Origin of the sequence: Nocardioides pini (assembly GCF_026712185.1) — a bacterium.
Lineage (GTDB): Bacteria > Actinomycetota > Actinomycetes > Propionibacteriales > Nocardioidaceae > Nocardioides > Nocardioides pini.
Map to the genome: position 1 here is coordinate 94,219 of NZ_JAPPUX010000005.1, position 12,881 is coordinate 107,099.

General features: G+C 73.7%; 16 protein-coding genes. 5 read left to right on the forward strand and 11 right to left on the reverse strand.

The window, feature by feature from the left end:
* Positions 1-43: 43 nt before the first annotated feature.
* Positions 44-385, reverse strand: a complete 342-nt coding sequence (locus NYO98_RS17325; protein WP_268112998.1) for a UBP-type zinc finger domain-containing protein — start codon at positions 383-385, stop codon at positions 44-46.
* Between the two features lie 17 nt (positions 386-402).
* Positions 403-867, reverse strand: a complete 465-nt coding sequence (locus tag NYO98_RS17330) for a DUF2087 domain-containing protein (RefSeq protein WP_268112999.1) — start codon at positions 865-867, stop codon at positions 403-405.
* Between the two features lie 230 nt (positions 868-1,097).
* Here NYO98_RS17330 and NYO98_RS17335 point away from each other — a divergent pair, with 230 nt between their 5' ends.
* Together NYO98_RS17335 and NYO98_RS17340 are read left to right on the forward strand one after the other, a co-directional pair.
* The gene (locus tag NYO98_RS17335) at positions 1,098-1,226 is read left to right on the forward strand and encodes a hypothetical protein (RefSeq protein ID WP_268113000.1); all 129 of its coding nucleotides are present in this window, start codon (positions 1,098-1,100) and stop codon (positions 1,224-1,226) included.
* Complete coding sequence (locus tag NYO98_RS17340; RefSeq protein WP_268113002.1) at positions 1,227-1,682, forward strand: LysE family translocator; 456 nt, start codon at positions 1,227-1,229, stop codon at positions 1,680-1,682.
* A 42-nt stretch (positions 1,683-1,724) separates the two neighbouring features.
* Here NYO98_RS17340 and NYO98_RS17345 read toward each other — a convergent pair whose 3' ends face one another.
* Positions 1,725-2,720: a TerC family protein gene (locus NYO98_RS17345; protein ID WP_268113003.1), complete on the reverse strand. Its 996-nt coding sequence runs from the start codon at positions 2,718-2,720 to the stop codon at positions 1,725-1,727.
* A 191-nt stretch (positions 2,721-2,911) separates the two neighbouring features.
* Between NYO98_RS17345 and NYO98_RS17350 the strand changes: the two genes are divergently transcribed.
* Complete coding sequence (locus tag NYO98_RS17350) at positions 2,912-4,327, forward strand: dihydrolipoyl dehydrogenase family protein (protein WP_268113005.1); 1,416 nt, start codon at positions 2,912-2,914, stop codon at positions 4,325-4,327.
* Between the two features lie 27 nt (positions 4,328-4,354).
* On the opposite strand, the gene NYO98_RS17355 is transcribed toward NYO98_RS17350, so the two are convergent.
* Positions 4,355-5,557 carry an ATP-binding protein gene (locus tag NYO98_RS17355; RefSeq protein ID WP_268113006.1) on the reverse strand — a complete coding sequence of 401 codons (1,203 nt, stop codon included), beginning with the start codon at positions 5,555-5,557 and terminating at the stop codon, positions 4,355-4,357.
* Positions 5,558-5,614: 57 nt separating this feature from the next.
* Positions 5,615-5,878 (reverse strand): hypothetical protein, encoded by a 264-nt coding sequence (locus tag NYO98_RS17360; protein WP_268113007.1) that lies wholly within the window; start codon positions 5,876-5,878, stop codon positions 5,615-5,617.
* Positions 5,879-5,924: 46 nt separating this feature from the next.
* Here NYO98_RS17360 and NYO98_RS17365 point away from each other — a divergent pair, with 46 nt between their 5' ends.
* A complete protein-coding gene (locus tag NYO98_RS17365; RefSeq protein WP_268113008.1) occupies positions 5,925-6,806 on the forward strand; it encodes an Fpg/Nei family DNA glycosylase in 882 nt (293 codons plus the stop codon).
* A gap of 103 nt (positions 6,807-6,909) precedes the next feature.
* Here the strand turns inward: NYO98_RS17365 and NYO98_RS17370 are convergent, their stop codons facing one another.
* The 3 genes from NYO98_RS17370 to aat all read right to left on the reverse strand — a co-directional run bounded on the left by NYO98_RS17370 (position 6,910) and on the right by aat (position 8,626).
* A complete protein-coding gene (locus NYO98_RS17370; protein ID WP_268113009.1) occupies positions 6,910-7,299 on the reverse strand; it encodes a hypothetical protein in 390 nt (129 codons plus the stop codon).
* 77 nt (positions 7,300-7,376) lie between these two features.
* Positions 7,377-7,865 (reverse strand): hypothetical protein, encoded by a 489-nt coding sequence (locus NYO98_RS17375; protein ID WP_268113010.1) that lies wholly within the window; start codon positions 7,863-7,865, stop codon positions 7,377-7,379.
* A gap of 71 nt (positions 7,866-7,936) precedes the next feature.
* Entirely contained in the window at positions 7,937-8,626 is a 690-nt protein-coding gene (aat, locus tag NYO98_RS17380; protein ID WP_268113011.1) for a leucyl/phenylalanyl-tRNA--protein transferase, read from the reverse strand.
* Between the two features lie 104 nt (positions 8,627-8,730).
* On the opposite strand from aat, the gene NYO98_RS17385 reads away from it, so the two are divergent.
* Positions 8,731-9,408: an EcsC family protein gene (locus NYO98_RS17385; protein ID WP_268113012.1), complete on the forward strand. Its 678-nt coding sequence runs from the start codon at positions 8,731-8,733 to the stop codon at positions 9,406-9,408.
* Between the two features lie 6 nt (positions 9,409-9,414).
* On the opposite strand, the gene NYO98_RS17390 is transcribed toward NYO98_RS17385, so the two are convergent.
* The 3 genes from NYO98_RS17390 to NYO98_RS17400 are packed head-to-tail and all read right to left on the reverse strand — an operon-like array spanning position 9,415 to position 12,853.
* Positions 9,415-10,608 (reverse strand): hypothetical protein, encoded by a 1,194-nt coding sequence (locus NYO98_RS17390; protein WP_268113013.1) that lies wholly within the window; start codon positions 10,606-10,608, stop codon positions 9,415-9,417.
* Positions 10,605-11,771, reverse strand: a complete 1,167-nt coding sequence (locus tag NYO98_RS17395; RefSeq protein WP_268113014.1) for a hypothetical protein — start codon at positions 11,769-11,771, stop codon at positions 10,605-10,607. The genes NYO98_RS17390 and NYO98_RS17395 overlap by 4 nt, the downstream gene beginning before the upstream one ends.
* Complete coding sequence (locus tag NYO98_RS17400; protein ID WP_268113015.1) at positions 11,768-12,853, reverse strand: hypothetical protein; 1,086 nt, start codon at positions 12,851-12,853, stop codon at positions 11,768-11,770. Before NYO98_RS17400 ends, NYO98_RS17395 begins: the two co-directional genes overlap by 4 nt.
* Between the last annotated feature and the right edge of the window lie 28 nt (positions 12,854-12,881).

Sequence of the window (12,881 nt, forward strand, 5' to 3'; positions counted from 1 at the left end):
CGCGAGCGGCGCGACACGGCACCCCGGCGGAGGTGGGACGAGCTCAGTGCACGTGGTCGCGCCAGTCGTCCGGCACCCGCTCGGCCGGGCCCGGGACGGTCTGGTCGTCGGGCCGGCTCTGCGGGTCGGCCAGCCGGGGACCGGACACGCCCTCGGAGCGGCTGTAGTCCCAGAACCAGTCCTCGCCGGGCTCGAAGCTCTGCACGACCGGGTGCCCGCTCGCCTCGTAGTGCGCGGTGGCGTGCTGGGCGGGGCTGGAGTCGCAGCACCCGACGTGCCCGCACTGGGCGCAGCGGCGCAGGTGCACCCACCAACCGCCGCCGTCCTCGCACTCCTTGCACCCGGTGCCCGACGGGGTTGCCTGCGGGTCGATGCCTGCCGTCATGCGCCCAGCCTGCCGCGTCACCGCTCGGGGGGGAAGGCCCCCGCCAGGAAGCCGGGCAGCCAGTGTGCCTCCCACGCCGGGACCTCCTGCCGCTCGAGCGCCGAGCGGGTCGGCGCGTGGGCGGCTGTCCGGTACCGGCCGTCCGCCCGCTCGAGGTAGCGGTAGTTCACCAGCTCGCGGCGGAGGTACGCGAAGTCCTCGTGCACCCCGAGCAGCACCTCGTTGACCTCGGGCTCGGAGTAGTCGCGGCCCGGCTCGAAGCGGCCGAGCACCTCGAGCAGCACCGCCGCCCGCACCTTGCGCCTGGCCGGCACGCGCTCGATGCGGCCGCCGCTGAAGAGCCGCCCGACGAGCCGCTCCTGCTCGGCCCGCGCGGCGTCGTACGCCTCCTGCCCGAGGGCCGCCCGCGCGGCGGTGTAGCTCTCGCCGGTCGCGGCCATGCGGGCGCGGACGACCTGCTTGAAGTCACTGTTCCTGGTCATGGTCGATCACCTTCGACTGCGCTGCGCCCCCAGTACGCCGCTGCAGCGGGCGTCGACGAACCTGACTCACGGATGCGTCCGAGGATCTGCTCCCCTTCGCCGTGTGCGCGGACTGGGGCCGGGCGTCGGGCTGGGCGGCGGACGGCGCCCTGGGCGCTGAGTCTCCCAGAGACTCAGCCGGCACGGCAAAGCGGTTTCGCGTCGCACCGGCTCGGCCCCACACTGTGGCCATGCCGTCGTCGAGCCAGTGGGTCGCCTTCCTCGTCGCCTCCATCCTGTTCATCCAGGTGCCGGGCCCGAGCCTGCTCTTCACCATCGGCCGCGCGCTCACCGTCGGCCGGCGCGAGGCGCTGCTCTAGGTGGTCGGCAACGCCCTCGGCCTGGTGGCCCAGGTCGTCCTCGTCGCGGTGGGTCTCGGCGCGGTCGTCGCCGCGAGCGCGACGGCGTACACCGTGGTGAAGGTCCTCGGCGCGGCCTACGTCGTGTGGCTCGGGGTGCAGGCCATCCGGCACCGCAGCGACGCGCGCCTCGCGATGGGCGCCGCGACGCCGACCCGGCGCGGTCACCCCGTGCGGATCGGCTTCACTGTCGGCGCGACCAACCCGAAGACGATCGTGTTCTTCGTGGCGTTCCTCCCGCAGTTCACCGACCCGGGCGGTCCGGTGGCGCTGCAGACGGTGCTGCTCGGCCTCGTCTTCGGTGTCCTGGCGGCCGCCTCGACAGCACCTGGGCGATCGCCGCGGGGACGGCGCGCACGTGGTTCGCGCGCCGTCCCACACGGCTCGACACCCTCAGCGCCACCGGCGGCACGATGATGATCGGCCTGGGGGCGACGATGCTGGCGGTCGAGTGACCCGTTAGCGCGTGCCGACGGCCTCCTGCTCGTCGTCGCTGGCGGGGGCACTGTCACGCTTGTTGGCCCACAGGCTCGTGGCGATGGTGACGCCCAGGATGCCGACGATGACGAACAGCGACGTCAGCGTCGGCACGTCGGGGACCGACGGCCAGACCAGGTGGGCCCAGTGGAGGACCAGCTTGGCGCCGATGAACCCCAGGATCGCGGCGAGGCCGTAGCTGAGGTGCCGCAGCGCGCCGAGGGCGCCCTCGAGCACGAAGTAGAGCGCGCGCAGGCCCAGCAGGGCGAAGGCGTTGGTCACGAAGACGAGGTAGGGGTCGCCGGTGATGCCGTAGACCGCGGGCACCGAGTCGACGGCGAAGACGATGTCGGTCGCCAGCACGGCGACGGTGACGAGGGCCAACGGCGTCAGGGCGCGAGAACCCTTCTGCACGACGGTGAACCGGGTGCCCTCGTAGGAGTCGGAGACCGGCATGAAGCGGCGCATCACCTTGACCACGCGCATCTCCGCCACGTCGACCTCGTGCTCCTGGCCGCGGATCGCGTCGCGGAGCAGCTTGGCGCCGGTGACCACCAGGATCGCGCCGAAGACCAGGAACACCCAGTCGAAGCGGGACAGCGCGGCCGCGCCCAGGGCGATGAAGATGCCGCGCAGCACGAGCGCGCCGATGATGCCGTACAGCAGCACCCGCTGCTTGAGCACCTCGGGCACGGCGAAGGCGGCGAGCAGCAGCATGAAGACGAACAGGTTGTCGACGCTCAACGTCTTCTCGACGAGGTAGCCGGTGTAGTACTCCAGGCCGCGCTCGCCGCCGTGCACGTTCCAGACGTAGAGGCCGAAGGTCAGCGGCAGGGCGACGTAGAACGCCGACCAGCCGATGGCCTCCTTCATCGAGACCTCGTGCGGGCGGCGGGTGGCGATGAAGTCGACGACGAGCAGGGCGAGCACCACGCCGATGGTGACGAACCACAGGGTGGGGGACGCGATGGACGACATGGGTCTCCTCAGGTGTCAGTTCCTGAGGTCTCCCCCGCCGGCTCGTCGTGCTGGTGCCGGTCCCCGCCGGGGCGCCTGCTGAGGCGCCGTAGTGACCGACGGAGGTTGGTGGGGTACTCCCCTCGCGGGAAATGGTAGGTGAACGGGCAAGCGGGGCTCCAATCCGCGCGGGGCGCCCGTAGGGTCCCAGCATGGAGACAGTCGAGTACGACGTCGTGGTCATCGGCGCCGGCCCCGCCGGGGAGAACGCCGCTCAGTACGCCGTCGAGGGCACCGGGATGACCGCTGCCCTCGTCGAGCGCGAGCTGCTCGGGGGTGAGTGCAGCTACTGGGCGTGCATCCCGAGCAAGGCGCTGCTGCGTCCGGTCGCGGTGGCCGACGTGACGTCCGACCTGCCGGGCGTCTCGACGGCCCACGTCGCCCCGAAGGCGCTGCTCGAGCGCCGCGACACGTGGGTCTCCCACTACGACGACTCGGGCCAGGTCGACTGGGCGAAGGGCGCCGGCCTCGCGGTGCTGCGGGGTGACGCGCGGCTGACCGGTGAGCGGACGGTCCGGGTCTCCTCGGCCGACGGCGACGTCGTCCTCCGGGCGCGGCAGGCGGTGGTGATCGCCACCGGCAGCGCGGCGCACGTCCCGCAGGAGTACGCCGACGTGCTCCCGTGGGACTCGCGCGACGCGACCGGCGTGGTGGAGGTGCCCGAGCGGCTCGTGATCGTCGGTGGCGGGGTGGTGGCGTGCGAGGCGGCGACCTGGATGGCCGCGCTCGGCTCGTCGGTGACGCTGGTCGTGCGCGGCCGCCGGCTGCTGGGCCGCACCGAGCCGTTCGCCGGTGAGGCGGTGCTCGCGGGCCTGCGCGAGCGTGGCGTGACCGTGCTGCTCGGCACCTCCGTCGAGTCCGTGCGCCGCGAGGACCCCGAGGCCACCGGCACCGGGCGGGTCCACGGCGGCACCGTCACCCTCGCCACCACCCGCGGCGAGCTCGAGGCCGACGAGGTGCTGCTCGCGATCGGCCGGAGCCCCCGCCTCGACGACCTCGGCCTCTCGTCGGTGGACCTGACGACCGACCACGTCACCGGCGGCCGGCTGCCGGACTGGCTCCACGCCGTCGGCGACGCCACGGGCGGCCCGCCCCTCACCCACTGGGGCAAGCACCAGGGCCGGGTGGTCGGGGCCCGCATCGCGGCCCGCGCCGCGGGCGAGGTCGCGTGGGAGCCCGACCGCGAGGCACCGGTGCCGCAGGTCGTCTTCACCGAGCCCGAGGTCGCCACCGTCGGGATGACCGAGGCGCAGGCCCGCGACGCCGGCCACGAGGTGGTGGTCACCAAGGTGCCGACCTCGTCGGCCGCCGGCACCAGCCTGCAGCGCGACCACGTCGCCGGCGACTCCCAGCTCGTCGTCGACGCCCACTCCCGGCTGCTGCTCGGCGCCACGTTCGTCGGCCCGGAGGCCGGCGAGATGCTCCACGCGGCGACCGTGGCGATGACCGGCGGCGTGCCCGTGCACGTGCTGCGCCACGCCGTGCCGTCGTACCCCACCGCCTCGGAGCTCTGGCTCCGCCTCCTCGAGGAGCTCCCCCCGGCCTTCCGCACGCCCCCGCCCGCCTGACCGGCCGGACTTTCGCGTCTTCCGGGATCAGCCGCGCTCGCGGAGGTACCTCCCGAAATGGGGGACGGTGAAGGCGATGCGGCCACGCTCGCCGGAGTAGACAAGGCCCTTCTTGAGCAGCGAGTCGCGGGCCGGGGAGAGGGACTGCGGCTTCTTGCCGAGGGCCGCGGCGACGTCGGAGCTGGGGACGGAGTCCTCGTCGCCACCGGCGCCGGCCTGGCCCAGCGCGACGTCGGCCATCGCCATCAGGTAGTCCCGCTCGCCCGGCGTCGCGCGCTCGTAGCGTGAGCCGAAGAACCCGACGGCGAGCTCGGACTCGGCCTCGGGAGCGGCGACGGCGACGTCGGCGGCGGTGATCGGCGAGCGCGGCGCGAGGTCCCACACGGCCTTGCCGTAGGCCTGGATGAAGTAGGGGTAGCCCCCGGTGGCGTCGTACATCGCGGCGAGGGCGTCGGGCTCGTAGGCCGCGTCCTCGTCGGCAGCGGGCGCCTCCAGCGCGCGGTCGGCGGCCTCGCGGGAGAGCCGGTCGATGCGCTGGTAGCGGAAGAGGCGCTCGCTGTAGGACTTGCTCGCGCTCAGCACGGCGGCCAGGTGCGGCAGTCCGGCACCGACGACGATGACGGGCAGGCCCGACTGGCTGAGCTCGTGGCAGGCGGCGCACAGTGCGGACACGTCGTCGGGACCGAGGTCCTGCATCTCGTCGATGAAGATCCCGATGCCCTTGCCCACGTCGGCCGCGAGTCCGCCGAGGTCGGTGAAGAGCTCGACGAGGTCGATCTCGATGTCGCCGGAGTCGGCGCGGCCGCGCACCGCGGCGACGTCGATGCCGGGACTCCACTGGTCCTTGAGCTTGGCGTTGGCGCCGGCGTCGCGGTGCGCGAAGGACTTGATGACGCCGAGCACGTGGTCGACCGAGTCCTCGTCGCGGTGCCCGAGCTCGCGGACCGCCTGGTGCAGCGCGCTGCTCAGCGGGCGGCGCAGCCCCTGGCCGGGGCGGGCCTCGAGCTTGCCCGTGCCCCAACCCTTGCGCACGGCCGCCCCCCGCAGCGCGTTGAGGAGGACGGTCTTGCCCACCCCCCGCAGCCCGGTGAGCACGAGGCTGCGCTCGGGGCGACCGTTGGCGACGCGCTCGAGGACGACGCCGAACGCGGTGAGCTGCTCGTCGCGCCCGGCGAGCTCGGGCGGGCGCTGCCCGGCGCCGGGGGCGTAGGGGTTCCGGATCGGGTCCACGATCAGACCCTATTCAGCAATCTAGGTCGCGCCGTAGATTGCCGGATAGTCGGCGAGTCAGCCCGCCTCGCTGGGCTGGTCGAGCCGTTCGACGCGCCTGCGGGCGGCGGCGTACGCCTCGTCGAGGCCCTGGCGCAGCAGGGCGATCAGGTCGGGCACCTCGTCCGCCGACAGCCGGAAGGTGCCGGCGCAGACGTTGTCGCGCCACAGCGACAGCACGACGAGCTGCTGCTCCTGGTGCCACGTCACGCGCAGCGAGCGGTCCTCACCGCGAGGGTCGAGGAAGACCGCTCCGGTGCGAGGAAGCTGCTGGCGGGCCATGTCCCATTGTGACTCGGCCCACAAGTTCCTGCCTAGACTCATCCCCGTGCCCGAGCTGCCCGAGGTCGAAGCCCTCGTCCAGGACCTGCGTGGCCGCCTCGTGGGCCGCGCCATCAGCCGCATCGACCTCGCCGCGTTCAGCGCGCTGAAGACCTTCGACCCGCCGCTGCACGCGTTGCACGGCACGCTCGTCGACGACGTCACGCGGCACGGGAAGTTCCTCGACATCGACGCCAGCGGGGTGCACCTCGTCATCCACCTGGCGCGGGCAGGTTGGATCCGCTGGCGCGACGAGGTGCCGGCCCTCCCGGCCAAGCCCAGCTCCAAGAACCCGCTCGCCGCCCGCATCGTCATCGACGACCCCGACCTCGAGACCCGGCCCGGCCTCGACATCACCGAGGCCGGCACGCGCAAGGGCCTCGCGATCTATGTCGTCCGCGACCCGCAGGAGGTCGAGGGCGTGGCCCGGCTCGGTCCCGACCCGCTCTCCGACGACTTCACCCTCGAGGTGCTCCGGCAGATCCTCGAGCGCGAGGGGCGCAAGCAGATCAAGGGCGTCCTGCGGATGCAGTCGATCGTCGCGGGCATCGGCAACGCCTACTCCGACGAGATCCTCCACGCGGCGCGGATGTCGCCGTTCAAGCCGGCCAACAGCCTCGACGAGGCCGAGCTCCAGACGCTGTACGACGCCGTCCGCACGACGCTTGGCGACGCGGTGCAGCGCTCGAGCGGGCTCGCCGCCAGCGAGCTCAAGGGCGAGAAGAAGAGCAACCTCGCCGTGCACGGGCGCACCGGCCAGGCGTGCCCCGTCTGCGGCGACGTGGTGCGCGAGGTGTCGTTCGCCGACTCGAGCCTGCAGTACTGCGCGACCTGCCAGACGGGCGGGAAGCCTCTCGCCGACCGGCGGATGTCGAAGCTGCTGAAGTAGCCCGGGCACCCCGGACAACGGCAGAGGTGCCGGCTGGGCTCACCCCCGTGACAGCCCGGCCGACACCTCGCGCGTCAAGCCTACCCTGACGACGCCCCAGGTTTCACGCAGTGGCGCCCTTGTCGGCCGACCGGCGCGAAAATCTCTCCCACGCGGCCTGGCGCGAGACGCCGAGCGCCCGGCCGATCTCCGCCCACGAGATGTTGCGGCTGCGGAGCAGGTCGACCCACTCGTGGGCGAACGCGGTGTTCTGCTCGGCCGAGGCCAGGATCTGCGGCAGCGTCGCCAGCAGCTCGCCGTCGTCCATCCGCTCCCACGGGAACGGCCCGCGGGCCGCGGTCCACTGCGCCTCGTCGTGGAGGATGCCGTGGAAGTCGTCGACGCACCGCTCGCACACCTGGGCGCCGAGGCCCCCGACGAGACGCAGGTCGGTGCCCGGTCCTCCGGGCTCACCGCAGAAGGAGCAGATCCTGCCCTCGCGCGTGATCGACATGGCCCGTCCTCCCTCTACCCCGCCGCCCGCCATCGTACGTGGCTCGCGGTCACCGCGCCGGGACGCGCGAGGCGCCGTCACCCGGTGGACTCGGGGACCTCGGGCAGCTCGGGCAGCTCGATGTCGTCGGTGGGGCTGCCGCACGTGTCGGTGAGGTAGTTGCCGAAGGCCTCGGCCTGCTTCTCCTCCTCGGCCGAGGCGTCGGCGCCGCCCTTCTCCAGGTCCTCGAGGTTCTCCATCGAGAAGTCCTCCGCGTCGATCTCCTCGGCCTGGTCGACGACCGACTCGAACCCCTTGCGCGCGTCCTCGGAGATGCCCTCCGGGGTGCCGACCTCCTCCATCCGCGCCGCCCAGTCCTTGACCGCCTGCGCCATGTCCTCGTCGCTGGGCAGCTCCATGGTGGACATGTCCTCGGGCACCACGTCGGACATCAGGCTGTTGGCCGCGTCGCAGAAGTCGTCCCTGCTCGCATCGCTCGGGGCGCCGCTGCTGCCTCCGCAGGCCGAGGTGACGGTGCCGACCAGGAGCACGGCGCTCGTCAGGGTCAGGCGGGCACGGATGGTCATGGATTCCCCCTCTGGTGGCACGCGTCCCCCGTCGGGATCACGTCACGATCGGGCCTACCCTCCCGTGATCGTCACCGATCGTCCACCCGGAACGGGTCCGGCAGCGGCACGTCGAGGCTGCGCCCGAGCGCGGCGAGGTAGTCGGCGCGCGGACGTCGTACGACACCCAGCGACGCGAGGTGCGGGGTCTGCCACTGCACGTCCAACAGCCGCCGGTCGGCGTACTCGTCGCGCAGCAGCTCGACGAGGGCGAGCAGCGCCACCTTCGAGGCGTCGCGCTCGCGGTGGAACATCGACTCCCCCGCGAACAGGCCACCGACGCTCACGCCGTAGAGCCCACCCGCCAGCCGGCCGTCGCGCCAGGCCTCGACGGAGTGCGCCCAGCCGAGGCGGTGCAGGCGTCCGTAGGCGTGCCGGAAGTCCGGCGTGATCCAGCCGTCCGCCCGGTCCGGGCTCCCGCACGCGCCCACCACCTCGTCGAAGGCGGTGTCGATGCGGATCTCGAAGTCGCGGGCCGAGCGGCGCAGCGACCGGGACACACGCAGGCCGTCGAGCGGCAGCACGCCCCGCTCGACGGGCGAGAACCAGCCGAGGTGCTCCTCGCCGTCCAGGGTGACCGGCATCGGGAACAGGCCCAGGCCGTAGGCCGTGACGAGCGTGCCCGGCTCGAGGTCGGCGCCCAGCGCGACGAGGTCGTCGTCGGGGTCCCACGACGAGCACGCCGGGAACGCCCACGGTGTCGGAGCGGGGGCGATGGGCACACTTCGCACGCTAGCGAACGACCCCATCGAAGGGGACGCCCTCGGCGCCCGACCTCGACCCCGGAGGGTGCTCGTCACTGGGCGCGCGACCGTACGATCGGTGCATGGGCCTGAAGGAGACCGTCGAGCGGCAGCTCGCCCCCCGCCTCCACGAGATGGCGCCGGGGCTGACCGGCGCGTTCGTGCGCGAGGCGCTGAGCCGCGCGATCGACGGCGTCGGCCCGCTCGCCCCGGCCGCGGTGGCGGCCGACAAGCAGCTGCGCGAGCAGCGCGGCAACGTCGAGCGGGCGATCCACGAGGTCATCGAGAACAACGTCCGGCTCGCGGGCGCGCAGGGCTTCGCCACCAACGTCGGCGGCATGATCACCATGGCGATCACCATCCCCGCCAACGTCACCGGGCTCGCGGTCCTCCAGTGCCGGATGGTCGCCGGCATCGCCCACCTGCGCGGACACGACCTCGCCGACCCCCGCGTCCGCAACGCCATCCTGACGCTGCTGCTGGGCGAGGAGCAGGTGCACGAGCTGGTCTCGAAGCGCAAGCTGCCCAGCACGCCGGTGGCGATCGCCACGGCCCCGGTCCACGACCCGACCATCGACGGCTCCATCTCGGCCGTCGTCGCGACCGACATCGTCACCCGGATCGCCGGCAAGCGGCTGGCGACCACCCTCGGCCGCAAGATCCCGCTGGTCGGCGGCGTCGTCGGCATGGGCGCCGACGGCTACGCCACCTGGCGCATCGGCCGCTACGCCGACCGCGAGCTGCTGCCGCGCCGGCGGTGACCCGCGTCAGCCCTTGCGCCCGCGCAGCCTCCGGTAGGCGTCGAGCGAGCCACGACCGGCGGGGCTGCCCTCGAGCGTGGTGACCACCTTGCGCCGCGCGCGGTAGGCGGTGGTCGCGCGGGCACGCTCGAGGTCCTCGCGGGCCTCGCGCAGCTCGCCGTGCAGCCGTTCCTCCACCGCCCGCAGCCGCGCGCCCTCGACCAGCAGGGCGCTGATCGCGTCGAGCGCGGGCGGCAGCAGCTCGTCGGCCGTCACGGCGTCCGGGTTGGCGAAGGTGCCGGCGTCGGGCCCGAGGAGGTCGTCGAGCGAGCCGACGACGTCGTACCCCCGCTCGGCGAGCACCGCGATCCAGCGCTCCGACAGCCCGCGGGCCCACGCGTGGTCCTCGGGGGAGAGGCCGAGGCGCGCCGACGACACGCCGCGCGAGAGCGTCTGGTGGGCCAGCGTCTCGCGCACCAGCGGGCGGTAGTCGGGCGGCGCGATGATCGAGGTGACCCGCTCGTTGATGGTGCGCAGGAGCGAGGTCTCCGGGACGCCGAGGGACGGGTTCTCCCGCTCCGCGGTGAGGTCGAGCGGCAGTCCGTCGAGCCCGAAGGTGCGGGAGAACCGGCGCCACAGCTCGCCGCGGTCCGCGCCCGGCGGGGGCAGCGTCACCAGGTGCACGCGCTCGGGCGGCAGCGAGGAGCCCCACCGCTCGAGGATGTCGGGGATCTCCTGGACCGCCCAGAACCACGAGCCGATGCGGGAGTCGCGGTCGGGGTCGCGGATGGTGCGCAGGAACTTGGCGTACGTGATGTGGCTGCGGTGCTTGACGTTCTCCTGCCACTCGGCGGGGACCTGGCGCACCAGGTCGCGCACCGAGAGCACGAGGTGGACCTCGGCGTCGCCGAGGGAGGCGAGCGCGCGCTCCACCTGGGTCGGGGTGGCGCGGGCGAAGATCTCGTGGCTGATGATCGAGGTGCCGTGCCACTCGCGGACCTCGGCGGCGAGCCGGTCCCAGGCGCCGACGGCCTCGGTCTCGATGCCGCCCCACGGCAGGGTCATCAGGTCGAGGGCGGCGAGGAAGTGGGCGTCGAAGCGGTCGGCGGGGTAGAGGATGTCGTGCTCGCGCAGCACCGGCTGGTTGCGGAAGAGGACGTCCTGGAGGTAGGACGTGCCGGTCTTCGGGCAGCCCACGTGCAGCAGCACCCGCCTGCTCACCGCTCCACGCTCCTCTCCCGGCTCGTGCGCCACCCCGGGTCGACGATCATCCTGATCGCCAGGTCCAGCACCTGCCGGCCGTCCACCCCGGCAGGCCCGGACGGGCCGGGACGGTCCGCCGCGGCGCGCGGCGCGAGGTCGGCGAGGTCGCCGACGACAGGGTAGCCAGCGCGCGTCAGCCGGCGCGTCATGCGTGCCGCGGACGACGCGACCCACGCGTGCTCCGCCGCGGGTACGACGACGGGCGCGACGCCGCTGTCGGGCATCCGCCGCTGCAGCGTCCGCATCAGCGCGGGCCGCTCGGCGACGGGCACCCGGATGCCGACGACGGCCGAGATGCGGCGGGCCAGCTCGGCCTGGTCGGCGCCGGGCACCCGCACCTCGGGCAGCCGGCGCACGCCGAGGTGCGCCGGGAGCTGGTCGAGGTCGGTGACGACCCGGACCAGGGGCCGGCGCCCTCCCCAGCGGCGTACGGAGTCGTCGAGGTCCACCCGGGCCGGCAGCTGGTCGCGCTCGCGCCAGAAGCGCAGCCAGTCGCCCCACGGGCGGCTCCCGTGCTCGAAGCAGCGCTGCGTCCAGGTGTGGGCGAGCAGGTCGTCGAGGGGGCCGCCGACCGCCACGACGAACGCACGCGGTCCGCCCTCGGGCCGGCCGCGACCGAGCAGGTGCTCACGGGCGGAGGCGACGACCAGCGGGTCTCCCACCAGCCGGAAGCGGCGGCGCCACGGCCTCGGCACACCGCGCCGCACCGGGTCGGCGCCGAGGGCGACGAGGTCGTCGGCGAGAAGCGTGCTGGCCACCCGCAGCAGCTCGTGGGCGCTGACGGTCGCCGGGTCGACCGGCTGGGCACCGAAGCCCGTCGGCGCCGCACCGACCAGGGGCAGGTCGGCCTTGCCGCGCCCGGCCGCGGGGGCGGCCAGCACCCGGTCGGCGAGTCGAGAGCGCTCGCGGTCGTGGTCGCCACCGGGCCGTGCACTCGACTCCCGGGCCAGGTTGATCCGGCGCAGGAGCTCGAGCTGCTGGGCGCCTGGCAGGGCGCGGCGGGTCGTCGCGTCGGTGTCATCGGGGCCGGTCCACGCCAGCCACGGCGTCGTACCGCCGGCGCGCAGGTGGGCGACCCACCCGTGCACGGACCCCGCCGGTCGGGTCGCGCTGGCGGTCACCGGTCCCGCAACCGGCGCGCGGCGTCGCGGAGCCGGCCGCCGACCGTGTCGGCGGTGGCGCGGTTCGCGGCCTCCTGCGTCATCACGGTCAGGGCGTCGAGGGCGGCACCGAGCTCGAGCTTGGCGCGGACCTGGTCCGGGTCCTTCCACTTCTCGCCCTCGGCGGGACGGCGTGGTCGCAGGTCCTCCACGTCGCCGACCACGTCGACGCCGCTGCCCTTGATCCACTCGATCCAGGCGTCGGCCTGCTGCTCCGCGAAGTCGTAGCGGTCGGGCGGCAGCCGGACCGGGATCGCCTCGCGGGACACCAGCACCTGCTGGGCGAGCAGCTCGCGGATGAGGGCGTCGTAGGCCGGGTCGCGCCACACGCCGAGCTCGAGGCGACGGTTGAGCTTGCGCAGCAGGGAGGTCTCGGCGATGCCGAGCGAGCGGTTGTCGCGCTCGGAGTCGAGCGGCGCCCACGCGGGGTCGATGCCGAACGCCCGGCAGAACCGCAGCCACAGCTCGTCGCCGTTGGGACCGCGGTCGTGCGGGACGGTGACGACGTGGACCCGCTCCGGGGGCAGCTTGGCGCCCCAGCGCGCCAGCACGGTCGGGAGGTCCATCGCGTTGAAGAACCAGGTCTGGCCGCGCTCGACCTTGGTGAGGAAGCGCTTGAAGGGCCACTTGCGCCCCTGCTTGATCGACTCCTGCCAGGCCGCGGGCAGCTGGCGGCCGAGGTCACGCGCGGAGTAGACGACGTGCACCTCGTGGCCGGCGAGGTCGTTCAACGCCTTGGCGACCTTGTCGGGCTTGGCGCCGGCGAGGATCTCGTGGCTGATCACGACGTTGCCGTCGGCGCGCTGCACCTTGCGCATCATCGCCGCCCACGCGCCCTCGGCGTGCCCGGGCGCCCCGCCCCAGTCCTGGTCGAGCAGGTCGAGCGCGGCCCGGAAGTGGAACATGTCGGACCGGCCCCCGCGCGGTCCGGGGATCGTCACGCCGTGGCGTGCGAGCGAGGCGGTGTTGAGCAGCAGCCGGTCCTGCAGGTAGGTCGTGCCGGTCTTGGGGGCGCCGATGTGGAGGTGGACGACGCGGCTCATGGCGCTGATTGTGCCCGAGCCGGGTGGT